Below are 24,279 nucleotides of genomic sequence, written 5' to 3'. Positions count from 1 at the left end.
GGGCGCAAATAAACAAAATTACAATATTACAATTTAGATAGTTATGGATTTTAAACTTACTGAAGAGCATCTGATGATTCAGCAGGCAGCCAGGGATTTTGCCCAAAATGAATTACTTCCGGGTGTTATTGAAAGAGACGAAAAACAAATTTTCCCTGCTGAGCAAATTAAAAAAATGGGAGAACTTGGTTTTCTTGGTATGATGGTTGACCCAAAATACGGAGGTAGCGGGCTTGACACCATGTCTTATGTAATTGCAATGGAGGAAATCTCTAAAGTTGATGCTTCAGCTTCAGTTGTTATGTCAGTAAATAACTCTCTTGTATGCTGGGGACTTGAAACTTTTGGTACCGAAGAGCAAAAACAAAAATACCTTACACGCCTGGCATCAGGTGAGATTATAGGTGCATTTTGTCTTTCTGAGCCGGAAGCAGGTAGTGATGCTACTTCGCAAAAAACAACAGCTATAGACAAAGGAGACCATTACTTACTAAACGGTACTAAAAACTGGATTACAAACGGAAGTACTGCCGATGTTTATTTAGTTATCGCTCAAACTGATATCGAAAAAAGACACAGAGGTATTAATGCCTTAATCGTTGAGAAAGGCATGCCTGGTTTTGAAATAGGTGCAAAAGAGCAAAAACTTGGTATCCGCGGATCTGACACACATTCATTAATGTTTACTGACGTAAAAGTTCCTAAGGAAAACAGAATAGGTGAAGACGGATTCGGTTTCAAATTTGCAATGAAAACACTTGCAGGAGGAAGAATCGGTATTGCATCTCAGGCATTAGGTATTGCTTCAGGAGCTTACGAACTTGCTCTTAAATATTCTCAGGAAAGAAAAGCTTTTGGTACAGAAATATGTAACCACCAGGCTATTGCATTTAAACTGGCTGATATGGCTGTTCAAATTGAAGCTGCCCGCCACCTTTGCATGAAGGCAGCATGGGATAAAGACAACCACAACAACTACGATCTAAGTGGCGCAATGGCTAAACTTTATGCTTCTCAGGTAGCTATGGACACTACTATCGAAGCTGTACAGATACACGGTGGCAACGGATATGTAAAAGAATATCATGTGGAAAGATTTATGCGTGATGCAAAAATCACTCAGATTTATGAAGGAACATCTGAAATTCAGAAAATTGTAATTTCAAGATCAATTCTTACAAAATAATCTTTCGAATAAACAGAAAAAAGCCGGTTTTAAACCGGCTTTTTTTATGTTAACACTCTTGAAAATCCAATTGTTAAAAAATTAATCTAAAATATAACTATCATTTTTTAACTATATATTTACTTTTTAACGGGAAAAATATGCTTTACATCGATTATTTCAGTGAAGTTTTCCTGTACGGAATCATCTTTTCTATTTTTATAAAATAAATGTAGCTTAACACAAGTTATAATACTAAAAGGAGTTACGGTTTTGCACACCTTACTGCAATATTTTATAGCATTTTTAAAAAGCTTATTTATAACCATCAAATGAACAAACTTGAATATTAGTTATAATTTAATTATTGCCAACTAAACCATGAACGTAATAGGCCAAAAAATTAAGAAACTTAGAGAAGAAAAAGGAATCACACAAGAAGCCATGGCTATCCATCTTGATGTAACACAAAGTAACTACGGAAGACTGGAGAAAGATGACAGAAGATTAAATGTAGTAAAGCTTTTAAAAATTGTTCAGATTCTTGACGTAAACATTAACTACCTGTTCAACGAGATAATCAGCGAGACTGAACCGGGAGAAGATATGTTTAACCAAGCTAATAAAGAAGTTTACGAAATATTAGTAGAGAGCCTTAAGGCAGAAATACAACATCTTAAAGAAGAAATAAACTTCTTAAGAGTAATTGTAAAAAGCTAATATATTCTTAAAAAATACTTTTTTATACTTTATACTACCTGAGAGCGTTTTAATTTAGATACTTTAATTGGTATCTTTAATATATGGCGCATCAAACAAAATCAGTAAAATATAAGGTCATAACCGGGTACCTGCTGCTTTTTATATTTGCAGTACTTGCGGTATGGTTCGTTTATACCGAAATATCAAAAGCAGCATCTAAAAACATTACGGGAAATGACAACACTAAAGTCATTCAGATAAGTAATGTAATCACTAATCTTTATGCGTCAGAAGCTTTAGGAAGGACTGCTATGCTTACAGGTGAGGAAAGCGACTATAGCACTTATTCCAAACTAATTGACAGCATAGGTAAAGATATCGACATCTTAAAACAAGAAGCAGACCCTGCTCAAACCAAAAAGTTTGACTCTATACAATTACTTATAAACCAAAAGAGAATTAGTGTAAATAGTATTATAAAGTACCGTAACACAAACAATCCTCAAAATTTATACGAAAAAGGCAAAGAGCAAATAAAGGAAACTAAAGAATCTCTTGTCAACAAAGCCACACCACTAAAGCCTGAGGAAAGGTATGAATGGAGTAAAGTTGTAAACGCAGCCCTTACCCCTAAAATGCTTGACTCTATAAGAAAGTTTGCTTCAAACGATTCACTTACCATAGCTTACAATAAGGTCGTAAACAAAATGATTAATGACGACCTTGCCCAACGCAGGAAGCTTAATCAGAAGGAACAGATATTACTGGACGAAAACCGTATTATAACCGAACAGCTCAGGGTCATACTTTCTTCAGTAGAGAATGAAATCCTTCAAAAATCGTATCGCAAAATTACCGACTCACAAGCTGCTATTTCTTCAACACTCGATAAAATGGCATGGATAGGCGGAGCGGCACTACTTATAATAATACTGTTTGCATGGATTATTATAAACGACCTGACCAAAAGCCAGGAATACCGTACCCAGTTGGAACTGTTAAATACAGAAAATGAGAAACTGTTGCGAAGTAAAACAATGCTTATGGCCACGGTTACACACGATTTACAGACACCATTAGGGAGTATTATAGGCTTTTCAGACCTGATTTACAATTCAGATATAAACCCGAAACAAAAACAATACCTCCAAAACATCAGGGAGTCTGCCGACTATATTCTAAAACTGGTTAGCGACCTTGTAGATTTCTCTAAGCTTGAAAACAACCGTATCACTATTGAAGACACTTCTTTTAACCTTAAAAATCTCATTGAAAATACCTGTAGAACATTAGAGCATTCAGCAGAAAATAAAAATATTGAGCTAAACTGGGACGTAGAGGATGAACTTGATACCACTATTCTATCTGATCCCTACAGAATAAAACAGGTGCTCACTAACCTTATAAGTAATGCGATAAAATTCACTAACGAGGGATCAGTAGAAGTTACTGCTGTCAAAAAAAATGAAAGCATACAAATATGTATAGTCGATACCGGTATTGGTATTGCAAAAGAGAGTCAGTCTAACGTTTTCAAGGAATTCACACAGGCAAATCCGGGTATCGAGAAAAAGTTTGGAGGAACAGGCCTTGGGTTAACCATTTCAAGAAGGATAATTGAGCTCCTTGGAGGAACAATTGAGTTGGAGAGTGAAGAAGGAAAAGGATCGGTATTTACCATAATTATTCCTTATATAAAGGGTATTCAGTCTACGATTGACACAACAGGCGAAGAAGATACTTCTTACCCTTACTTAAAGGACAAAAAAATACTTTTAGTGGATGACGACAAAACACAGTTATCACTACTTAAAGAAGTATTCACAGATAAAAATGCAGTTGTAACTACTGAGATTAATGCTTTAGCTGTTCCGAATATAGTTGGAAAATCCAATTTTGATATCATTCTAACCGACATACAAATGCCGGGCATAGATGGTTTTGAATTACTGGAAAGACTAAAGGAAAGTGATTTTGACCTACCTATCATAGCTCTATCCGGAAGGAAGGATTTGACAGATGAGTATTTTAAAGAAAAAGGATTTACTGCATTTCACCCTAAACCAGTTAATGTAAATCAGCTGTTGGCACTGGTATCAAATATATTTGGTGACAATAAAACAAAAAAAAAAGAAACTCAGGAAACCTTTAATCTTAACAGGCCATTATATGATTTAAAAAGTCTGTCACAATTTACCCAAAACGATCCTGAGTCACTTAAAATGATTATAGAGACCTTTATACAAAGTTCCATTGAAAACTGTACTCATTTAAATGAAGCGTTGTCTGAAACCAATGAGCAAAAGGTTGTGGAAGTATCTCATAAGATGATACCCATGCTAAAACAAATTGAAGCTTTTCATATATCTGAAGTATTAGATACTCTGGAAGAACGACATTATAGTGACGACTGGAATAAAATTCAGCAACAGATAGACACAGTTTGCAATAGCATTGATGTATTACTGGAGAAGCTTAGAGGAGAAATTACCTAAAGATCTATATTGTACAACTTAAGTTTATTGTAAAGAGTTTTTCTGTCTATATCTAATAGTTTGGCTGCTTTAGACTTATTATTATTTGTCCTTTCAAGTGCCTTACGAATTGCCTCTTCCTCACTTATATTAGAATAATCAGACTGTATATCCTCATTAGCTGCCTGCTCCATTTCAGGAGGCAAAACATCCAATGTTATTGCGGCACCTCTGGTTAATAATACAGAGCGCTTAATAATGTTCTTCATTTCCCTAAGATTGCCTGGCCAGGCATAACTCAAAAATAAATCAATAACATTCTGATCGAAACGTTCTACATCTTTTTCAAGTTCATCATTAGCCTGAGCAAGAAAATGATTTGCAAACATCATTATATCTTCTTTACGCTCATTAAGCTTAGGCACACGAATACAAAACTCATTAAGTCTGTGGTAAAGGTCTTCTCTAAAATCACCGCGTTTAACAGCCTCGTTTAAATCTTCATTTGTAGCTGCAACTACACGTATATCCACCTGGACTTCATTATTACTTCCTACAGGCTTTATTTTACGTTCCTGAAGCGCACGCAGCAATTGCACCTGAACTTCATATGATAGATTCCCTACTTCATCAAGAAAAAGAGTTCCTCCGTTAGCAGCTTCAAAATGCCCCGTCTTATCAGTTACTGCACCGGTAAAAGATCCTTTTAAATGTCCAAAAAATTCACTTGAGGCAAGTTCTTTGGGTATAGCACCACAGTCTACCGCAATAAAAGGTTTATCAGCCCTCTTACTTTGCATATGTATTGACTGTGCAATATATTCTTTTCCTGTACCGCTGTCCCCTATTATCAGAACAGACATATTAGTTGGCGCAACAAGATTTATATGATCATACAATTTTGCAGAATCGTTACTTATTCCTTTAACAAAATTTAAAGGAGAGCTGGGACTCTTAACTGCACTGGCTTTTGAAGGAGATGAATTTTTATTTTCAGATTTTAATAATGCCTGCTGTATTGTATAAAGTATCTCATCGGGGTTTATGGGTTTGCCTACATAATCAAAGGCCCCCATCTTCATCGCATTAACGGCAGTTTTAATATCGGTATAGCCAGTCATTAAAATAACCTGAGTTTTTAATGACAATTGCTTTACATTTTTAAGTATCTCAAGCCCGTCACTATCCGGAAGGCGGATATCGGTTAATACAATATCAAAAAAGCCCTTATTAAGTTCCTGGAGAGCATCATTACCATTAAAAGCATTTACTACTTCGTACCCTCTTTTTTGCAAAAAGGTTTTCAGCATTATGCAGAAAGCAGTATCGTCGTCAACAACCAGAATTTTTACACTCATCTAATTAAAATCTATAGGCACAAATTTAATGCTTTTGGTATTTTTAAAGTGTTAATAAAAACAAAAGGAGATGAATTAACATCTCCTTCTATTGAAGAATTTACCAGATTCTTCAAATCACCTTACTATATATTTTTAAGCTTCTTTAATAAACTCACCTGTAGCTTTGTAAAATGCTGTTACTTTATTTCCTTCTTTTAATAAAGCTACCTTATATTCTGCATCTTCAGAAACAAATGCTTCAGTTAAGGAATAACCTGCATATTTTGCACTTATGGATTTTAGCACATCTGCCGGTACCTGAGATACATCTATTTTTCTATATTCTTTTTCCTGCTTACCCTCAATAACTGGCAAAACAGTAGACTCATAGGTTGTTGCCCCTACAGATAATGTAAGAGAAAACAATATCGCCAATAATAAATTTTTCTTTTTCATAGCCGTTTTATCAGTCAGACATTCATACAAATGAAAGAATCATACCAAAACAAAAAAGAAATAATAACACAAGCTAATAAACTGAAAAACAGTTAATTAAATTCAAACCGTAAATAAAACAATTGGCTTAAAGTGTGGAAATACACAAAAAAAGTGTAGAATTTCTACACTTTTAATATATATCAGAATATCTACAAAACAAAAAACCCTATCCGGTTATGGATAGGGTTTTCAAAAGAAAGGCGGTGACATACTCTCCCACAAGATGCAGTACCATCTGCGCAGGCGGGCTTAACTTCTCTGTTCGGAATGGGAAGAGGTGAGCCCCGCCGCAATAACCACCTTAAGTCGTTATGTTGCTTTGGGCAACATGATTACAGGTAACAATGTAACTGTAAACAAATATCTTAACATACTGAGATAAAGAATAGTATACTTAAATTAGAAAGTTTCTCCCCTCCCCCTGGAGGGAGGGAAAGAGCGTACATAAGCTTACGGGTTATTAGTACTACTCGACTATGACATTACTGCCTTTACATCTATAGCCTATCAACGTGGTCATCTTCCACGACCCTTAAAAGAAATCTCATCTTGTGGTGGGTTTCGCGCTTATATGCTTTCAGCGCTTATCCCTTCCAAACGTAGCTACTCTGCGGTGCCCCTGGCGGGACAACAGATACACTAGAGGTTTGTCCAACTCGGTCCTCTCGTACTAGAGTCAGATCCACTCAAATTTCTAACGCCCGCAGTAGATAGAGACCGAACTGTCTCACGACGTTCTGAACCCAGCTCGCGTGCCACTTTAATGGGCGAACAGCCCAACCCTTGGGACCTTCTCCAGCCCCAGGATGTGACGAGCCGACATCGAGGTGCCAAACCCCCCCGTCGATATGAGCTCTTGGGGGAGATCAGCCTGTTATCCCCGGCGTACCTTTTATCCTTTGAGCGATGGCCCTTCCATACGGAACCACCGGATCACTATGCTCTACTTTCGTACCTGATCGACCTGTATGTCTCTCAGTCAAGCTCCCTTATGCCATTGCACTCTACGCACGGTTACCAAGCGTGCTGAGGGAACCTTTAGAAGCCTCCGTTACTCTTTTGGAGGCGACCACCCCAGTCAAACTACCCACCAAGCAATGTCCCGCACAAAGTGCGGTTAGGCCTCAGATAAGCAAAGGGTGGTATTTCAACAATGACTCCACAACGCCTGGCGACGCCGCTTCAAAGTCTCCCACCTATCCTACACATCACTTATCCAAGGTCAATACTAAGCTATAGTAAAGGTGCACAGGGTCTTTTCGTCCCACTGCGGGTAATCGGCATCTTCACCGATACTACAATTTCACCGAGCTCATGGCTGAGACAGTGTCCAGATCGTTACACCATTCGTGCAGGTCGGAACTTACCCGACAAGGAATTTCGCTACCTTAGGACCGTTATAGTTACGGCCGCCGTTTACTGGGGCTTCAATTCAATGCTTCTCCGAAGATAACATCTCCTCTTAACCTTCCAGCACCGGGCAGGTGTCAGGCCCTATACTTCATCTTACGATTTTGCAGAGCCCTGTGTTTTTGATAAACAGTCGCCTGGACCTTTTCACTGCGGCCAGCATTGCTGCTGGCGACCTTTCTCCCGAAGTTACAGGTCTATTTTGCCTAATTCCTTAGCCATGAATCTCTCGAGCACCTTAGGATTCTCTCCTCGACTACCTGTGTCGGTTTACGGTACGGGTGCTTATAATCTAAGTTTAGAGGTTTTTCTTGGAAGCCCTTAGGTACACTATCACTTTGTCCGAAGACTCCGTGTACTATCGCATTTCACCAAAACCTGCGGATTTGCCTACAGGCCTTATAGCTAGGTGCTTCAACGAACTATTCCGTCAGTTCGCGGTACTTTCATCACTCCGTCACCCCATCACAATTATAAGCAGTACGGGAATATTAACCCGTTGGCCATCGACTTCCCCCTTCGGGTACGCCTTAGGTCCCGACTAACCCTCAGCTGATTAGCATAGCTGAGGAAACCTTAGTCTTTCGGTGTGCGGGTTTCTCGCCCGCATTATCGTTACTTATGCCTACATTTTCTTTTCTATCCGCTCCAGCAATACTCACATATCACCTTCGACGCTGAATAGAATGCTCCCCTACCACTTACGCCTAAACGTAAATCCATAGCTTCGGTAGTATACTTATGCCCGATTATTATCCATGCTCGTCCGCTCGACTAGTGAGCTGTTACGCACTCTTTAAATGAATGGCTGCTTCCAAGCCAACATCCTAGCTGTCTGGGCAGACAAACCTCGTTTATTCAACTTAGCATACATTTGGGGACCTTAGCTGATGGTCTGGGTTCTTTCCCTCTCGGACATGGACCTTAGCACCCATGCCCTCACTGCTGGTAAACATTATATAGCATTCGGAGTTTGTCAGGAATTGGTAGGCGGTGAAGCCCCCGCATCCAATCAGTAGCTCTACCTCTATATAACTATATCCAGCGCTGCACCTAAATGCATTTCGGGGAGTACGAGCTATTTCCGAGTTTGATTGGCCTTTCACCCCTACCCACAGGTCATCCGAAGACTTTTCAACGTCAACCGGTTCGGACCTCCACTATGTGTTACCACAGCTTCATCCTGCCCATGGGTAGATCACACGGTTTCGCGTCTACCATTACTGACTAAAGCGCCCTATTAAGACTCGCTTTCGCTACGGGTCCGTGACTTAATCACTTATCCTTGCCAGCAACGGTAACTCGTAGGCTCATTATGCAAAAGGCACGCCGTCACCCCACTAAAGGGCTCCGACCGCTTGTAGGCGTATGGTTTCAGGATCTATTTCACTCCGTTATTCACGGTTCTTTTCACCTTTCCCTCACGGTACTGGTTCACTATCGGTCTCTCAGGAGTATTTAGCCTTGGCGGATGGTCCCGCCGGATTCAGACAGGGTTTCACGTGCCCCGCCCTACTCAGGATACCACTATGTATTATATCTCTTACTCATACGGGACTATCACCCTCTATGGTGCAACTTTCCAGATGCTTCTGATTCAATTTACATACAATGTCGTGGTCCTACAACCCCAGTATTGCCGTAACAACACTGGTTTGGGCTAATCCGCTTTCGCTCGCCACTACTCACGGAATCACTTTTGTTTTCTCTTCCTCCGCCTACTTAGATGTTTCAGTTCAGCGGGTTTGCCTCCTATCGGATACTATATCTTCAATATAGTGGGTTGCCCCATTCGGATATCTGCGGATCAATTCGTATGTGCCAATCCCCGCAGCTTTTCGCAGCTTATCACGTCCTTCTTCGCCTCTGAGAGCCACAGGCATCCCCCATACGCCCTTATTTTGCTTATTGTACTTTATATGTGTGTTATAAATAACACACAACTGTGCTTTCTATATTTTTCTACTTGTATTTATCTCAATATGTCAATGAACGTGTGGCATCTCGCCACTGACAATAATATCAGCGACTTTAGCCGGATGTGGAGAATATCGGAGTCGAACCGATGACCTCCTGCGTGCAAGGCAGGCGCTCTAGCCAGCTGAGCTAATCCCCCGTTTTCAGTAAGCAGCTAACTCTTTTCAGTTAACAGTTTAAAACGGTCACTAAAAGTGTAACTCAACTTCTAAAATTTCCTTTGTATCTAAAATAAGAAGAGATTTAGTAGTCCCGGGCAGACTCGAACTGCCGACCCCTACATTATCAGTGTAGTACTCTAACCAGCTGAGCTACGAGACTATATTTCTTTAGAATCTTACCTACTTAGCAACTCTGTTACTCAGCAGCTTTCTTCCAGCTCTCTTACTTTAAATTTTTGAACTAACAGCGAGAGTAAGTCTTTTACTTATCACTCATTACTTAACCTAACGATCGTGTCTCTAGAAAGGAGGTGTTCCAGCCGCACCTTCCGGTACGGCTACCTTGTTACGACTTAGCCCCAGTTACCAGTTTTACCCTAGGCAGCTCCTTGCGGTCACCGACTTCAGGTACCCCCAGCTTCCATGGCTTGACGGGCGGTGTGTACAAGGCCCGGGAACGTATTCACCGGATCATGGCTGATATCCGATTACTAGCGATTCCAGCTTCATGGAGTCGGGTTGCAGACTCCAATCCGAACTGTGACCGGCTTTATAGATTCGCTCCCTGTCGCCAGGTGGCTGCTCTCTGTACCGGCCATTGTAGCACGTGTGTAGCCCAGGACGTAAGGGCCGTGATGATTTGACGTCATCCCCACCTTCCTCACGGTTTGCACCGGCAGTCTTGCTAGAGTTCCCGACATTACTCGCTGGCAACTAACAACAGGGGTTGCGCTCGTTATAGGACTTAACCTGACACCTCACGGCACGAGCTGACGACAACCATGCAGCACCTTGTAAAGTGTCCGAAGAAAAAACTGTTTCCAGTCCTGTCACTCTACATTTAAGCCCTGGTAAGGTTCCTCGCGTATCATCGAATTAAACCACATGCTCCACCGCTTGTGCGGGCCCCCGTCAATTCCTTTGAGTTTCAAACTTGCGTTCGTACTCCCCAGGTGGGATACTTATCACTTTCGCTTAGCCACTCAGTCTTGCGACCGAACAGCTAGTATCCATCGTTTACGGCGTGGACTACCAGGGTATCTAATCCTGTTCGCTCCCCACGCTTTCGTCCATCAGCGTCAATATAATGTTAGTAACCTGCCTTCGCAATTGGTATTCCATGTAATATCTAAGCATTTCACCGCTACACTACATATTCTAGTTACTTCACAGTAATTCAAGCTCTACAGTATCAGAGGCAGTTCGACAGTTGAGCTGCCGGATTTCACCACTGACTTATAAAGCCGCCTACGGACCCTTTAAACCCAATGATTCCGGATAACGCTTGGATCCTCCGTATTACCGCGGCTGCTGGCACGGAGTTAGCCGATCCTTATTCTTACGGTACCGTCAGCCCTCTACACGTAGAGGGGTTTCTTCCCGTATAAAAGCAGTTTACAATCCATAGGACCGTCATCCTGCACGCGGCATGGCTGGTTCAGACTTGCGTCCATTGACCAATATTCCTCACTGCTGCCTCCCGTAGGAGTCTGGTCCGTGTCTCAGTACCAGTGTGGGGGATCTCCCTCTCAGGACCCCTACCCATCATTGCCTTGGTATGCCGTTACCATACCAACTAGCTAATGGGACGCATGCTCATCTTGTACCGAAGTTCTTTAATATAGAAAAGATGCCAGTTCTATATACTATGGGGTATTAATCCGGATTTCTCCGGGCTATCCCCCAGTACAAGGCAGATTGCATACGCGTTACGCACCCGTGCGCCGGTCTCAAGGAAGCAAGCTTCCTCTACCCCTCGACTTGCATGTGTTAGGCCTGCCGCTAGCGTTCATCCTGAGCCAGGATCAAACTCTTCATCGTATGTTTTTAATATTTTTACGATCTTTATTGCTAGGTCTGTGTTTTTCGATAAATCGAGTTTCTTACTCTCTCTTTATGCTGTCAATCCAATATGTCTATGAACGTATTCTTCTGTTTTATTCTCACCTCAATCACTCAGCCTTTCGGCGTTTGTTTCTCAAAGCGGCTGCAAAAGTACAACTTCTTTTTAATCCCGCAAGCTTTTTTCAAAAAAAAATTTCTTTTTTATTTTTAAAGCTTTTCCGATAAAGAATCAGTGATTGCGGCTCGTTTCATCTCCGAAACGGGAAGGCAAAGATACTATCTTTTTTCCTTAACCTGCAAATCTTTTTTCTTATTTTTTTCAGATTCTTTTAAGCTTTTCTTCACTTAAAAAGTAAAGCTCAAAATGCGGTTTCATTATCTCAAAGTACGTCGCTCGTTTTGCGGTTGCAAAGGTAGACAAGTTTTTCATTTCTGCAAATATTTTCTGAACTTTTTTTTCGAAGCCTTTTTAAGCTCCTCCCTTTATTTAAAAGGGTTTCCAGATAATATCACTCTCCAAAAGAACTCGCTGTTATTGCGGGTGCAAAAGTAGCAAACTTTTCTTTTCTCACAAACTTTTTCCGAATTTTTTTCTGATTATTTTTTCTCAGTAATTCCACTCCTATAATAAGCGGTCCGGTAAGCTGTTTTTCTAAGAACGTGTGCCTCTAATGCGGGTGCAAAAGTAGCCATCTTTTCCACTAACGCAAACTTTTAATGCCCTTTTTTTAATCTTTTTTTAACCTTATTTCATAACTAACTGAAAAGGTGGTTTTTGCATGGTGAAAAAATTTACCGTTTTTTAAACCACATAAAGAGAAACTTTAAAAAATATCCAACCTAAAACAAGAAACGATGCTGTTTTTTCAAAAAGCATCGTTTCTTATATATTCAAATTAAGAATTTTTCAATACTAATCAAATCGTAGCACCTTAACAGGAGATATTTTTGTAATTATATAAGATGGTATAAGCAATAAAGCCATACATATAATAATAGTACCTGCGTTTACTGCTAATATAAAAGGTATATTAAAACTTACCGGCGCTACACTTACATAGTAACTTTCGGGTCTAAGGGTAATAATCCCGAAATATTTTTGAATCAACAACAAACCTATACTTATAGCATTACCCCAAAGAAGCCCTTTTACTATTAAATAGGTCGCATTGTATAAAAATATTTTTCTGATACTCCAGTTAGTTGCACCAACTGCCTTAAGCATTCCTACCATTTGTGTGCGCTCTAATATTAAAACAAGCAGCGCCACCACCATATTAATAGTAGAGACTACTATCATAATTGTAATTATCACTAATATATTAAAGTCAAAAAGCTTTAGCCACTCAAATATATTAAGGTATTTATCTTCTATGGTACGACTATCCAGTGTAGGAGGTAATGCATTATATACTTCTTTACCCTTTTCACCAATATTAGTAAAATCGTCTACAAAGACCTCAAAAGAACCTACCTGATCTTTTTTCCACTTATTAATACGCTGAACATGCCTAATATCACCTATTACTATAGTGGCATCAAACTCCTGAAATCCGGATGTAAACAAACCAACAACTTCAAAAACTCTCATATTAGGCATTCCGTTACCATCCTCTTTCATAAAATAAGTAGTAAACCTGTCGCCTATTTTAAGCTCAAGCCTTTTTGCCATATATTCTGAAAGGATGATTTCTTCGTTCAGTTTATCTTTCAGGTCAGGAATTCTTCCCTCAACAAGATACTCTTCAAGGTTATCCCATTTATAGTCTTTCCCTACTCCTTTAAATATAATTCCTTCAAAAGCTTTTTCGGTACGGATAATACCTGCCTTAGACGCAACAGCCTGTACATGGTTTATTCCCTGTACGGTTTTAAACTCAGGATAAAAATCCTGATTTATGGAAATAGGCTCTACGCTTACCTCCGACTGGTTATCGTCAAAATTGGAAATAATAATATGACCGTTAAAAGCAGATATCTTTTCACGTATCTTATCCTGAAGTCCCACACCTGCTGCCACAGATACCACCATCATAATAATACCTATAGCAATTGCTACAATTGCTATTTTTATTATTGGTGCCGAAATACTACTTTTATAGTTCTTTGCAGAAACAAGCCTCTTGGCTATAAAATATTCTAAATTCAATTTATATGGTATCTTATTCTTTGCTCAAAAATACATTTTTATTCTCATTTATATTAATTGGCGCCTGTGGAAATTCTATTTCCAGTCAAAACCCGAAAATTGAAAGTCATAAAGAAGAAAAACAGGACAATGGCAAAATTACAGCCAAAGATCTGTTTGTTGCCGATATTAAAACAGGAGCTGAGAATCACACCACTTATTTACCTATATTAAAAGACAAGAAAGTTGGCATTGTCACCAATCAGACAGGTACCATGACAATTAATGGGAATCCTACTCATATAGTAGATTTTTTAGTAGGTCAAAAGGTAAACCTGAAAGCAATATATGCTCCCGAGCATGGTTTTAGAGGAACAGCAGATGCCGGCGAGCACGTTAAAGACGGAAAAGACACACAAACAGGATTACCCATAGTATCATTATACGGTAACAACAAAAAACCGAAACCGGAACAGCTTCAGGGAATAGACATAATGCTTTTTGACCTTCAGGATGTAGGGGCACGTTTTTACACCTATATATCATCTTTACATTATGTAATGGAGGCCTGTGCCGAAAATAATATTCAGGTTATTGTATTAGACAGGCCAAACCCTAACGGAAGTATTGTTGACGGCCCTGTTCTGGAAAAAGAAAACACCAGTTTTGTGGGTATGCACCCTATTCCTGTACTTCACGGAATGACCATAGGGGAGTATGCCAAAATGATTAATGGTGAAAAATGGCTAAAGGATGGTATTCAGTGCAGGCTTACAATTATACCATGCCTTAACTACAATAGAGACATGGAATATCATTTACCTGTAAAGCCTTCCCCAAACCTGCCTAATGACCAGGCTATTAATCTTTATCCCAGCCTTTGTTTTTTTGAAGGAACCAATATTAGTGTTGGGCGTGGCACAAACAAGCAGTTCCAGATATATGGCTCTCCTTATCTGCCAAAAAAAGGATTCAACTTTACACCAGTACCTAATGAAGGTGCAAAAGATCCGCTGTATAATGGTAAAACCTGTTACGGAGAAGATCTTTCAACCATTAAAAATGTAAATCAGCTTGAACTTAAATGGCTTATTGATGCTTATAAGCATACTGAGGATAAATCGAAGTTTTTTATACCTTTCTTTACAAAGCTTGCCGGAACGAAAAAACTTCAGGAACAGATTGAAGCAGGTAAAAGCGAAACAGAAATAAGAGAAAGCTGGAAAAAAGGATTAGCCGACTTTAAGCAAACCCGAAAAAAATATCTTATTTACGCCGGATAACAATCAAAATTCTTAATGTTATTACAAAGTTCTTTTAGTTGCTGATATAGTTTTGTAATTTTCTGCTAAGTATTAATATCAAAAAAATTAGCCATGAATATATCAGAAACAGTAGACAATGTAATACAGTACATTATAAGAATGATTGAAAAAGCAAAAGGCTACATCGATCAGGTTATCGACTTCTTTAATATGCTTAAGGATAATATTGAAGCATTGCTTGAATATATCGACGAAAAAATTGAACACATACAAAGTATTATCAGTGAGTTGAAATACCATGAAGAAGTGGCAGCCTAACAAAACTGTATAAATAAGACAAAAGCCTTCCCTATTTTTGAGAAGGCTTTTTTATTTGAACAGCTTTTACAAGCTTTATTATTAATTGTGTGATAAAATAAATTATGGTCAGGGCTACAAAGAGTAAAAATGATATGGTTAACACTTCAAACACTTTTACTTCCCAGGAAGACTCAACCACATTAAAGTTTATAAAAAACAGGGAACATGACACTGCAAAAGCAAGTATATAAAGCAGCGATAATCTTTTTATGGTTTTCATAAATGTTATACTATTTTCTTTTTCATTTCCTCCACTATATTATAAGCGGCAGGGCAAATGGCTACATTTTTTAGGGTAAGGTTGGCTATCTGCTGAAACTTCTTCCTGTCGGTATGCGGAAATTCCCTGCAGGCTTTAGGCCTTACATCATAAATCATACAATAATTCTCGGCATCAAGAAAAGTACAAGGCACGCTTTGCAGTACATAATCTTTATCTTCGTCAATCCTTAAGTACTTATCGATAAACTGCTGCGGCTTCATCCTGAAGTGTTTTGCTATCCTTTCAATATCAGCCGTTGTAAAAAGGGGACCCGTAGTCTTACAGCAATTGGCACACTTGAGGCAGTCTGTTCTTTCAAACTCCCTGTCATGAAGATCCTGCATAATATAATCCAGGTTCTTGGGCGGTTTCTTTTTCAGCTTATCAAAAAACTTTTTGTTCTCGTTATGCTTATCTTTGGCAAGTTTTGGAAGCTGGTTTAAAAAATTCTCCATCACACTGATCATATTATATTCTGCAGCAAAAGTATAAAAAAATGAAAGACCTTTTTGGCAAAGCGATACTGGATTATCAAACCAATAATAATCCTGATGATATTATTACCGAAACTTCAATATCTGAAGAAGACGAAATGAGTGTAGCCTATCTTTTCAGGGATTACAAACAAATGCCTAAAATTGAGAAAAAGGCTCTGTCTCTTACCAAAGGGCGCGTACTTGATGTAGGTTGTGGTGCCGGGAGCCATGCGCTTTACTTACAAAATGTCAAAAAGCTGGATGTTACCGCCATAGATATTTCTGCCAATGCAGTTGCAGCCTGTAAATTAAGAGGATTAAACGATGTACGTGCAATAGATGTACTGGAACTGAACAATGAAAAGTTTGACACTATAATTCTACTTATGAATGGTACCGGAATTTTTGGCAAACTAAAAAACTGCACCCTTTATCTTGAAAAGCTAAAATCACTTCTTAATCCCGGCGGTCAGATACTAATAGACTCGTCTGACATTATTTATATGTTTGATGAAGATGAGGATGGCGGTAAATGGATACCTACCGATACCGAGTACTATGGGGAACTTACTTTCACCATTACTTATAAAGGAGAACAGGAAGATACGTTTGACTGGCTCTATATAGATTATAACACATTACAAAATGCAGCTCATGCCCATGGCTTAAACTGCGAACTGGTTACAGAAGGCGAACATTTTGACTATTTAGCTAAACTCACATTACAATAAATAAAAAATCCGGCTAATGCCGGATTTTTATTATATAATCTATTTGCAGATTATTGCATGTATTTCATCATGATGCTTTGAAGTCCCATACCCCATTCCTGACCAATCTGTTGTCCTTTTTCATATAGCACAGTAGTTTTACCTGCTAATTTTTTACCTGCAGGGCTTTCATAAAACTTGATGAACTGTTTTATTTCATCATGAGTAAACTCCTGCATGTACATTTCTGCCATTTTATCCATAAGCCCATCCATAGATGCATTTAGTTCTTTTTTGAAATCCGCCTGCTTTTCAGCCGGAAGCTGACTAACGATATCTTTAGTCAGTAATTCAAAAATCTGTCTTTGCTCAGTAAGCTGAATATACTTAAGAGCGTCCTGTTTAAATGCATCCTGAGCAAAAGCTGTTGCTCCTGCAAGAACTAAAACTAAAGTTAAAAGCAATTTTTTCATAAGTTATAATATTAGTTGTTTAATGATTTACGGTATGTTTAAATACTTGTGGGTTTGTAACGATACTCTCCATTTAGGGTTAGCCATTACATAATCAACAATAAGCGGAGTCATTTCTTCCTTTTTGCTCCATTCCGGCTGAAGGAATAAAATAGCATTCTTATTGGTTTTTGCCGCCTGCTCTTCTGCAAAAATAAAATCGTGCTTGTTATGTATTATCACTTTAAGCTCGTGTGCCTTTTCATAAACCCCCGCTACAGGAAGCTTGGTTTTTTTAGGCGAAAGACAAATCCAGTCCCATGTACCGGAAAGCGGGTATGCTCCCGAAGTTTCAATATGTATCCTTAATCCTTTTTCCCTTAGGCTTTGGGTTAAAGGCCCCATGTCCCATGTTAAAGGCTCACCACCTGTAATAACTATGGTCTTAGCATATTTATTAGCATTCTCAACAATAGATTCTATATTTGTGGGCGGATGCAGATCTGCATTCCAGCTTTCCTTAACATCACACCAATGGCACCCCACATCACACCCTCCTACCCTTATAAAGTAGGCAGCCGTACCTGTGTGGTAACCCTCACCCTGTATAGTGTAGAACTCTTCCATCAACGGAAGCATTTCTCCTTTTTCTACTGCTATTTGTATATCTTTCTTCAGCATTTTACATCAAAATAGTTGGCAAAGATACATATAAAAAAAGAAGCTTCACCAAACCCATAAAAAAAGCCGACAGTTAACTGTCGGCTTTTTATTTATTCAATTAAGGTTTTAACCTTTTTAATTCCTGTTTAGCATACTCATCGTTTGGATCAAGCTCTAAAACTTTGTTGTAATACTCAATTGCCTTAGCAGTATCAGTTACAGCATAGTAAGAACCTGCATTTGAATAAGCCTCGATAAGGTTAGCTTTTTGTTTAGCAACTTCAGCAGCACCCTTTTCTGTTACAACTCTGATATACTCATTGTAAGCATCAGCCATTCTCTGGTAAGCCTCGTCAGACTGTATTCTCTGATTAACTCTTGCTTTGTATAAATAAGCATCCTGAGCATCAGGAGAGGCTTTAATTACATAATCAAGAGCAACATCTGCTTTACCTAATTGTACAGCATTTTCTTTTTGAGCTTCCTCTGATTTGTTTAAGTGATCGTAGTAAATAGAGTAAGCAAGATAGAAGTTATCATAAAACAGGTTCCTGTTATCAGGGTTTGTAGTAGCCACTTCAAACACTACAGAAGCCGGTCCGTAAAGTTTTTGTCCAAACAGTTTTTTACCAATAGCATTAAACTGGTTTGTAATTTCGATATCTTTTTCAGCAGCAGCTTTAATATCTGTAATTGCTTTATCAAACACTGCCTGATCAGTAATGATAGTATTACCCTGAGCATCCTCACTGATTACAGAAGCCATTTCAGCTAAACCTAGGTAAAGGTGGTCTCTTGCAATAACACGTTTAGGATCAACTTTAGCCATAAACTCATTCATAGCCTTAATACTTTCTGCATAGTTACCGTTCTCGTAAGCGGAGTAAGCCAGGTAACGAAGTATTCTTGGGTTAACACTATTAATCTGCTGCATTTTCTTAGCCTCTGCCTCAAGTGCTTTATAGTCACCTGCAAGTACTAAGAAGTCAGCATGTCTCATACGAGAGTCAAGAGAATAATCAGTAAGCGTCATGTATTTCTCATAATACTCTAATGCTTTCTTAATGTACTCGTTGTATTTTTTAGTATCTGTATTACCCCATAGGTAATAAGTTTCAGCAAGCTCACGGTAAGCCGGACCATAGTTAGGGTCTTTTGCTAATATTTTATTGAAAGCCTCTACCGCCTCAGGAAAAGCAGCTCTCGTGTTTTTAGTAATTACACCTAGCTGAAGATCTGCTCTTAAAAGACTTGGATCATAAGATGTAGCATTACGGTAAGCCCTGTACGCTTCATTATGGTTTCTGTCTCCAATATAAGCATCACCTAATGCAAGATAAGCTGCAGCCGCTTTAGAATCTTTCTCTATAGCTTTATTTAAAACAGCAATAGCTTTTTTATAGTCAGGATTGTCAGAATCGATATAAGCCCTACCTATGTATATAAGCTGCTCAACATCTTTTCTTCTAAGTTCATCCTCTACTGACTTAAACTTAGCTGCTGCTGCAGATGCATTTCCGTTGTCAAGATCTATATGACCCAAACCTATAGTGTTATATTCAGCATCGTTTTTTGCCTTTAAACCATTGTTAAAGTACATAGCTGCAGAATCCTGCTCTGTTTGTTTTAAATAAACATCCCCTAAAAGGAAGTAATTTTTCCCTTCATTAGAATCAGATGCAATTAAAGATTTTAAAATTGTTTTGGCCTTTTGATATTGTTCAGCATCGATAGCTTTTTTAGCCTGCTCTGCATCCTGTGCATTAGCCGTACCGAAAACCAATAATGACAAGCCAATGATTTTTAATTCTTTCATTTTAATCTCCTTTAAATGTATACTATTTAATTATTACGTTATTCAATTCTTATAATTCTTTACGGACAGAAATCTCTCTCGTAGGAATCTCTACAGGCAAAAGCCCTGATTTTAAAATTATACGCTGACCTTCACGTGCTCTTATATAGATTTCAAAACCCATGCCTAAACCCTGTTTACTCTGATAATTTAACACATAAAGCTTTCTGGTTAATGGGTAAGCCCCAGTAGCTATATTGCTTTGATTGGGCTTATAATACTTCTTTTCTGCCCCATCCATTTTAACATTATCAACACCTAAAACTGTAATTTCGTCAATATATTGTGTAAGGTGTGAAGGTGCCTGTACTATCCAGTCTACACCAATAATACCTATTGCCCCTGCATTATCATGCACATATTTTATAATCTCCTCATTACTTTTTACAGAATAAACCCCGCTTTCCGGTAGTTTATCTACGCCTGCCATTTCCAGCATATACTCTACAGTACTGGATCCCGGGTTATCAAAAACAAGACTTTTAACCTTACCCGACGGCTTTCCTCTAAGAACATTTAATACATCTTCAAGATTAACTACCGTATCATTCGTTTTCGAGTTGGCCAACAAAGCTATGGCATCTGTGGCAAATTCGGTAACTCTTGGTGTAATCTTTCTGTTAGTAAAATATTTTTCTTCCGAAGGAGTAAGTTTTCTGGGTAATATAGCAACCCTTGCAGAGTCATTTAATAAAGCCTGAACAATCTCTTTCTCTGTTTTATTAACCTGATTGATATGGGCATTCTTGTAAACACTGTGAAAAACAGTAACCACATCTTCCACTATAGGAGATATGGTATTATCGGTAAGAATTGTAATCTCACCCGAAGTAAGCGTTTCCTTAATTACCGCTTCTCTGTCTTCATCTGTTTTATCCTTACACGAATAAAAAGTTACTGAAACAGTTAAAACCAGTAAAAGTGAAAAAAATATGTATTTGATTTTACCTTTCATTACAAGATTATATTAATCTCTGTCATTCTGTTTTTGCCATAGCCTGTAAAAGCGTATAAAAGAATAGACAATCAAAATTATGCCTAAAGCCAGTCTTTGATTACGAGAAAGTGGCAAAGGTAAAGTTTTCCAAAAAATAATCATAAGGCCTAAGCCCAAATACATTAAAAAGAAGACCAAGCCAAAAACAAACAGAAATCGCTTTACAGGCGATTTCTGTGTTTGTCTTCGAGTGTTTCTGTGTGAAAACATCTCTAATATATTATTAAGATTTAAGGTTCATTGTGATAGGAAGGGTAAATGATGCCCTTACATTCTTACCATTCTGAACACCCGGCTGCCATTTCTTTTTCATTGATTTAAGAACACGGATAGCCTCTTTACCCATACCGTAACCAGGATCTCTAAGAACTTTAATATTAGTCATAGAGCCGTCCTTTTCAATTACGAACTGAACGAAAACCTTAACGGTCATATCCCTGTCAACCTCTGGTGGGTTAAAATTATTTTTTACATAATTATAGAAAGAATCCATACCACCCGGATACTCAGGTTGTACCTGAAGACCTGCAGTATTATATACAGCATTATCTTCCGGTTCTACACCTTTATCAAGGTCACCTGCAGGAGCACCAATAACGATATCACCTGTTGGGCTCTTTTCAGCATTTCTTGAACTTGGATCAGCCTCTTTAAACTGCTCAGTCTTTGGCGGTTCTTCTACAACTTCTTCTTTCTTTTTAACCTCTAGTGGCTTGAATTTTACCTCTTCCACTACAGATTTTGGTGCCTGAACCTCTTCTACCGGTGGTGGCGGAGGTGGCGGCGGAAGCTCTTCTGCCGGTGGTGGCGGAAGATCTACCACTTCAATAACTTTGTCTATAGACTCTTCTTTTTTAGCTGTACCCAGTTTATCACCAAACCATTTTGAAATAAGTGGTGAAGCTACAGCCAAAGAAAACAGAACTATACCTATGATAACTGCCTTTACAGTCGTTTTAGGATTTTCGGAACGCAGCTGGTATGCACCATACTTTTTGTTACGGCCTTCAAAGACCATATCAATCCACTCCTGTTTGAAAATATTCAGTTTTGACATATTAATAGTTTTTGGTTAGTGAGTAACAGAATTAATACATTCCGTCTTTCTCTAACAATTCAATTTCCGGTTTGGATATATCACCAATAGCATAAAGCTGAACATTGGTAATAGCCATCTCATCAAGGATATCCACAAGATTTTTATAATGTGTCTTGTCAGTTGGCTTGATAATTACAATTAAGCCTTTTTCCTTATCATCTCCGTATACCGCCTTAACAGCAGCCTGTCTTTGCAATATTGCCTGACGGATACCATCTTTACCATAAGTTGTCTTTGTAGGAGCAACTAATGGCTCGTCGAACAGACCCAAATACCATTGAATAGTATTATCCTTACCCATCAATATGGTCATAGACCTGTCATCAGGTGTATTCATTGTTGTAGGATCTTTTGGACTATCTTTATCAGGCATTGCCAAGTTCATGGACTGAGGCTTTGACAATGATGTGGTTAACATGAAGAAAGTAATCAAAAGGAATGCCAAATCCACCATCGCGGTTAAATCTACACCCGGGTTGCTTTTCTTACTTCTTACCTTGCCACCTTTACCACCGTCGCCGCCGGTATTTAATTCTGCCATTTTATATTATTTTTTATAATATTAAAAATCTTCGTTTCTTAAACCTGTAACAAGGAAGAATCTGTTCTTCTTTTGTTCCTGCAGGATATCAATCACCCTCTTAATAGTTGGGTACTCTTCATCGGCATCGCCTTTAATAGCGATATCCAGGTCTTTAAAAGGAACATCTTCGCCATTAGCAATACGCATCTCAAGCACTTCCTTATTAGCCTGTCTTGCAAACTCTACCCAGTCTCCTAACTGGTTATTGATAGAATCGTAAGGAATACCTTTTTGAAGTCCTTCTTTGTTTCTCTCAGCAGGCTCTAATTCAAGCAGCCCTTTTAATTGATTAAGAGGCACACCAAAACCCTGTACATTTGAGAACGCCTCATATTCACCTTCAGTAAAAGGCATATTATATTTTGACGAAATGCGCTCAAGAGTCTTCCTTCTCACTTCTTTACCTAATATAGTAAAGAAAACTTTTTGATCACCAACTGTTATAGTTGCCAAACCATCCTCCGGAAGTTTTGTTTGCACTGTTGAAGCAGGAGCATCAACCGGGTGCGGTTCAGGCAACCTGGCAGTAGCAGTCATAACGAAGAACGAAAGCAAAAGGAATGCCACGTCACACATAGCGGTCATGTCTATCCTGGTGCTCTTCTTTGATATTTTAACTTTAGCCATTCTAAAATTTATTAGCTTACAAGATTTTGAAAGTGATTTTCACACTTTCAAAACCTTATTGTATATTAATTACTTACCTACTATCTCAATTATGCGTTGTTAGCACGAGCTCTGAATCTTCTGTACGTTTGAGTAATCGCGAAACCAGCCTCATCGATAGAGTAAGTTAATTTGTCAATTTTTGAAGTAAATGAGTTGTAAGCAATAATCGCTACTGTAGAAGTACCAATACCTGTAGCAGTATTAATAAGTGCTTCAGAGATACCTACTGCAAGCTGAGCTGAATCCGGAGTAGAACCTGCACCTAGAGCAGAGAACGCTTTAATCATACCCGATACAGTCCCTAATAGACCTACAAGCGTACCAATTGACACAAGCGTAGAGATAACTACAAGGTTTTTCTCTAACATTGGCATTTCAAGAGAAGTAGCCTCCTCAAGTTCCTGCTGTATAGCAGCCTCAGCTCTTTCGCTGTCAAAACCTTCTCTTTTAACTTCTTCATATTTTAAAAGACCAGCTTTTACAACATTAGCAACAGTTCCCTGTTGTTTGTCACACTCAGCCATAGCCTCAGCAATGTTACCTGAAGTGATTTGTTTTTGTACTCTGGCAACAAAAGCTCCAACACTTCCTTTACCAGCTGCTTTAGAGATAACGAAAAATCTCTCAATTGAAAACACAAGTGACATTAATAATAATCCTAATAGTACTGCTACCACTACACCACCTTTATAAACCGTACCTAAGAAGCTACCATCTAATGGATGGCCTGTATTGTCTCCATTTTCAAAGTTAGATGGAGCTCCCATTACAAATCTCCAAACAAGGAAACCTGTTAACAGACATATTACAATTGCTAATCCTGCGAAAATATTCGATCCTTTACCAGATCCACCTTCTTTTTTTTCAACCTTCTGAATAGATGCGTTTGCCATTTCTTTTAAAAATTTAGTTCTTTTTGATTTTTAATAATAGTTCTTATTGTTTTATTTTTTACTTTTTAAAATAAGATTGGCAAATTTATATTATTAGGAGATAAAAAAAAACAAAATGATTTTTTTTCTCGTTTCTTAACATTAAATTATCACAATCTTAAACTTCCATAAACACCCAATTTACATTAGTGCTTTATACAATTTCTAATTTTTTAGGTATAATACTGACATTCATTATAAATTCAATTAAATTAATATAGATTCTGTATAAATAACATAAAAGCCATAATTTTAT

19 protein-coding genes, 2 tRNA genes and 3 rRNA genes are annotated in these 24,279 nt (G+C 38.4%); 6 read left to right on the top strand and 18 right to left on the bottom strand.

The annotated features are described in order from the left end of the window. The first annotated feature begins 43 nt into the window (after window positions 1–43). The 3 genes from FUA48_RS06915 to FUA48_RS06905 all read left to right on the top strand — a co-directional run bounded on the left by FUA48_RS06915 (window position 44) and on the right by FUA48_RS06905 (window position 4,362). Window positions 44–1,186: an acyl-CoA dehydrogenase gene (locus FUA48_RS06915; protein WP_147582860.1), complete on the top strand. Its 1,143-nt coding sequence runs from the start codon at window positions 44–46 to the stop codon at window positions 1,184–1,186. A gap of 360 nt (window positions 1,187–1,546) precedes the next feature. Next, window positions 1,547–1,885: a helix-turn-helix domain-containing protein gene (locus FUA48_RS06910; protein ID WP_129749203.1), complete on the top strand. Its 339-nt coding sequence runs from the start codon at window positions 1,547–1,549 to the stop codon at window positions 1,883–1,885. An 83-nt stretch (window positions 1,886–1,968) separates the two neighbouring features. After that, entirely contained in the window at window positions 1,969–4,362 is a 2,394-nt protein-coding gene (locus FUA48_RS06905; protein ID WP_147582859.1) for an ATP-binding protein, read from the top strand. Here the strand turns inward: FUA48_RS06905 and FUA48_RS06900 are convergent. From FUA48_RS06900 to FUA48_RS06865, 8 genes are all read right to left on the bottom strand, one after another. After that, window positions 4,359–5,699 (bottom strand): sigma-54-dependent transcriptional regulator, encoded by a 1,341-nt coding sequence (locus FUA48_RS06900; RefSeq protein ID WP_147582858.1) that lies wholly within the window; start codon window positions 5,697–5,699, stop codon window positions 4,359–4,361. The genes FUA48_RS06905 and FUA48_RS06900 overlap by 4 nt on opposite strands. A gap of 135 nt (window positions 5,700–5,834) precedes the next feature. Beyond that, a complete protein-coding gene (locus FUA48_RS06895) occupies window positions 5,835–6,137 on the bottom strand; it encodes a hypothetical protein (protein ID WP_147582857.1) in 303 nt (100 codons plus the stop codon). A 237-nt stretch (window positions 6,138–6,374) separates the two neighbouring features. After that, window positions 6,375–6,483: ribosomal RNA gene (gene rrf / locus FUA48_RS06890) — 5S ribosomal RNA — on the bottom strand. A 136-nt stretch (window positions 6,484–6,619) separates the two neighbouring features. After that, a 23S ribosomal RNA gene (locus FUA48_RS06885) occupies window positions 6,620–9,500 on the bottom strand. A 131-nt stretch (window positions 9,501–9,631) separates the two neighbouring features. Further along, a tRNA-Ala gene (locus FUA48_RS06880) sits at window positions 9,632–9,705 on the bottom strand. A gap of 108 nt (window positions 9,706–9,813) precedes the next feature. Then, window positions 9,814–9,887 (bottom strand) — tRNA-Ile (locus FUA48_RS06875). A 144-nt stretch (window positions 9,888–10,031) separates the two neighbouring features. Beyond that, a 16S ribosomal RNA gene (locus FUA48_RS06870) occupies window positions 10,032–11,548 on the bottom strand. Together the 16S, 23S and 5S rRNA genes with 2 tRNA genes alongside form the textbook arrangement of a ribosomal RNA operon. 937 nt (window positions 11,549–12,485) lie before the next feature. Further along, the gene (locus FUA48_RS06865; RefSeq protein ID WP_147582856.1) at window positions 12,486–13,721 is read right to left on the bottom strand and encodes an ABC transporter permease; all 1,236 of its coding nucleotides are present in this window, start codon (window positions 13,719–13,721) and stop codon (window positions 12,486–12,488) included. A gap of 5 nt (window positions 13,722–13,726) precedes the next feature. On the opposite strand from FUA48_RS06865, the gene FUA48_RS06860 reads away from it, so the two are divergent. Both FUA48_RS06860 and FUA48_RS06855 read left to right on the top strand, forming a co-directional pair. Then, window positions 13,727–14,983 (top strand): exo-beta-N-acetylmuramidase NamZ family protein, encoded by a 1,257-nt coding sequence (locus tag FUA48_RS06860; protein ID WP_147582855.1) that lies wholly within the window; start codon window positions 13,727–13,729, stop codon window positions 14,981–14,983. 93 nt (window positions 14,984–15,076) lie between these two features. Beyond that, window positions 15,077–15,283, top strand: coding sequence for a hypothetical protein (locus FUA48_RS06855; protein ID WP_147582854.1), 207 nt, complete (start codon window positions 15,077–15,079; stop codon window positions 15,281–15,283). Window positions 15,284–15,314: 31 nt separating this feature from the next. On the opposite strand, the gene FUA48_RS06850 is transcribed toward FUA48_RS06855, so the two are convergent. Together FUA48_RS06850 and FUA48_RS06845 are read right to left on the bottom strand one after the other, a co-directional pair. Then, window positions 15,315–15,545, bottom strand: coding sequence for a hypothetical protein (locus tag FUA48_RS06850; protein ID WP_147582853.1), 231 nt, complete (start codon window positions 15,543–15,545; stop codon window positions 15,315–15,317). A gap of 5 nt (window positions 15,546–15,550) precedes the next feature. After that, window positions 15,551–16,042, bottom strand: coding sequence for a YkgJ family cysteine cluster protein (locus FUA48_RS06845; protein WP_147582852.1), 492 nt, complete (start codon window positions 16,040–16,042; stop codon window positions 15,551–15,553). 41 nt (window positions 16,043–16,083) lie between these two features. On the opposite strand from FUA48_RS06845, the gene FUA48_RS06840 reads away from it, so the two are divergent. Further along, on the top strand, window positions 16,084–16,794 hold the full coding sequence (locus FUA48_RS06840; RefSeq protein ID WP_147582851.1) for a class I SAM-dependent methyltransferase: 711 nt from the start codon (window positions 16,084–16,086) through the stop codon (window positions 16,792–16,794). A 50-nt stretch (window positions 16,795–16,844) separates the two neighbouring features. On the opposite strand, the gene FUA48_RS06835 is transcribed toward FUA48_RS06840, so the two are convergent. The 8 genes from FUA48_RS06835 to FUA48_RS06795 form a co-directional block, all read right to left on the bottom strand. After that, a complete protein-coding gene (locus FUA48_RS06835) occupies window positions 16,845–17,246 on the bottom strand; it encodes a DUF2059 domain-containing protein (protein WP_147582850.1) in 402 nt (133 codons plus the stop codon). A gap of 27 nt (window positions 17,247–17,273) precedes the next feature. Further along, window positions 17,274–17,906 carry a 7-carboxy-7-deazaguanine synthase QueE gene (locus tag FUA48_RS06830; protein ID WP_147582849.1) on the bottom strand — a complete coding sequence of 211 codons (633 nt, stop codon included), beginning with the start codon at window positions 17,904–17,906 and terminating at the stop codon, window positions 17,274–17,276. 100 nt (window positions 17,907–18,006) lie between these two features. After that, window positions 18,007–19,704 carry a tetratricopeptide repeat protein gene (locus FUA48_RS06825; RefSeq protein WP_147582848.1) on the bottom strand — a complete coding sequence of 566 codons (1,698 nt, stop codon included), beginning with the start codon at window positions 19,702–19,704 and terminating at the stop codon, window positions 18,007–18,009. 49 nt (window positions 19,705–19,753) lie between these two features. Then, window positions 19,754–20,698, bottom strand: a complete 945-nt coding sequence (locus FUA48_RS06820) for a PstS family phosphate ABC transporter substrate-binding protein (protein ID WP_147582847.1) — start codon at window positions 20,696–20,698, stop codon at window positions 19,754–19,756. Window positions 20,699–20,963: 265 nt separating this feature from the next. Then, window positions 20,964–21,797: an energy transducer TonB gene (locus tag FUA48_RS06810; RefSeq protein ID WP_147582845.1), complete on the bottom strand. Its 834-nt coding sequence runs from the start codon at window positions 21,795–21,797 to the stop codon at window positions 20,964–20,966. Window positions 21,798–21,828: 31 nt separating this feature from the next. Beyond that, a complete protein-coding gene (locus FUA48_RS06805; protein WP_147582844.1) occupies window positions 21,829–22,380 on the bottom strand; it encodes an ExbD/TolR family protein in 552 nt (183 codons plus the stop codon). Window positions 22,381–22,401: 21 nt separating this feature from the next. Further along, window positions 22,402–23,049, bottom strand: coding sequence for an ExbD/TolR family protein (locus tag FUA48_RS06800; RefSeq protein WP_147582843.1), 648 nt, complete (start codon window positions 23,047–23,049; stop codon window positions 22,402–22,404). 89 nt (window positions 23,050–23,138) lie between these two features. Beyond that, a complete protein-coding gene (locus FUA48_RS06795) occupies window positions 23,139–23,984 on the bottom strand; it encodes a MotA/TolQ/ExbB proton channel family protein (RefSeq protein WP_147582842.1) in 846 nt (281 codons plus the stop codon). Between the last annotated feature and the right edge of the window lie 295 nt (window positions 23,985–24,279).

Source organism: Flavobacterium alkalisoli, from assembly GCF_008000935.1.
In the GTDB taxonomy this organism is placed as follows: Bacteria; Bacteroidota; Bacteroidia; order Flavobacteriales; family Flavobacteriaceae; genus Flavobacterium; species Flavobacterium alkalisoli.
The sequence above is the reverse complement of the archived record's forward strand: the minus strand, read 5'-3'. Positions and strand labels throughout refer to the sequence as shown.

Bases quoted from the DNA above. Each gene is read 5' to 3' on its own strand.
- FUA48_RS06915 (WP_147582860.1), top strand. From the start codon at position 44: ATGGATTTTAAACTTACTGAAGAGCATCTGATGATTCAGCAGGCAGCC.
- FUA48_RS06910 (WP_129749203.1), top strand. From the start codon at position 1,547: ATGAACGTAATAGGCCAAAAAATTAAGAAACTTAGAGAAGAAAAAGGA.
- FUA48_RS06905 (WP_147582859.1), top strand. From the start codon at position 1,969: ATGGCGCATCAAACAAAATCAGTAAAATATAAGGTCATAACCGGGTAC.
- FUA48_RS06900 (WP_147582858.1), bottom strand. From the start codon at position 5,699: ATGAGTGTAAAAATTCTGGTTGTTGACGACGATACTGCTTTCTGCATA.
- FUA48_RS06895 (WP_147582857.1), bottom strand. From the start codon at position 6,137: ATGAAAAAGAAAAATTTATTATTGGCGATATTGTTTTCTCTTACATTA.
- FUA48_RS06860 (WP_147582855.1), top strand. From the start codon at position 13,727: ATGGTATCTTATTCTTTGCTCAAAAATACATTTTTATTCTCATTTATA.
- FUA48_RS06855 (WP_147582854.1), top strand. From the start codon at position 15,077: ATGAATATATCAGAAACAGTAGACAATGTAATACAGTACATTATAAGA.
- FUA48_RS06850 (WP_147582853.1), bottom strand. From the start codon at position 15,545: ATGAAAACCATAAAAAGATTATCGCTGCTTTATATACTTGCTTTTGCA.
- FUA48_RS06845 (WP_147582852.1), bottom strand. From the start codon at position 16,042: ATGGAGAATTTTTTAAACCAGCTTCCAAAACTTGCCAAAGATAAGCAT.
- FUA48_RS06840 (WP_147582851.1), top strand. From the start codon at position 16,084: ATGAAAGACCTTTTTGGCAAAGCGATACTGGATTATCAAACCAATAAT.
- FUA48_RS06835 (WP_147582850.1), bottom strand. From the start codon at position 17,246: ATGAAAAAATTGCTTTTAACTTTAGTTTTAGTTCTTGCAGGAGCAACA.
- FUA48_RS06830 (WP_147582849.1), bottom strand. From the start codon at position 17,906: ATGCTGAAGAAAGATATACAAATAGCAGTAGAAAAAGGAGAAATGCTT.
- FUA48_RS06825 (WP_147582848.1), bottom strand. From the start codon at position 19,704: ATGAAAGAATTAAAAATCATTGGCTTGTCATTATTGGTTTTCGGTACG.
- FUA48_RS06820 (WP_147582847.1), bottom strand. From the start codon at position 20,698: ATGAAAGGTAAAATCAAATACATATTTTTTTCACTTTTACTGGTTTTA.
- FUA48_RS06810 (WP_147582845.1), bottom strand. From the start codon at position 21,797: ATGTCAAAACTGAATATTTTCAAACAGGAGTGGATTGATATGGTCTTT.
- FUA48_RS06805 (WP_147582844.1), bottom strand. From the start codon at position 22,380: ATGGCAGAATTAAATACCGGCGGCGACGGTGGTAAAGGTGGCAAGGTA.
- FUA48_RS06800 (WP_147582843.1), bottom strand. From the start codon at position 23,049: ATGGCTAAAGTTAAAATATCAAAGAAGAGCACCAGGATAGACATGACC.
- FUA48_RS06795 (WP_147582842.1), bottom strand. From the start codon at position 23,984: ATGGCAAACGCATCTATTCAGAAGGTTGAAAAAAAAGAAGGTGGATCT.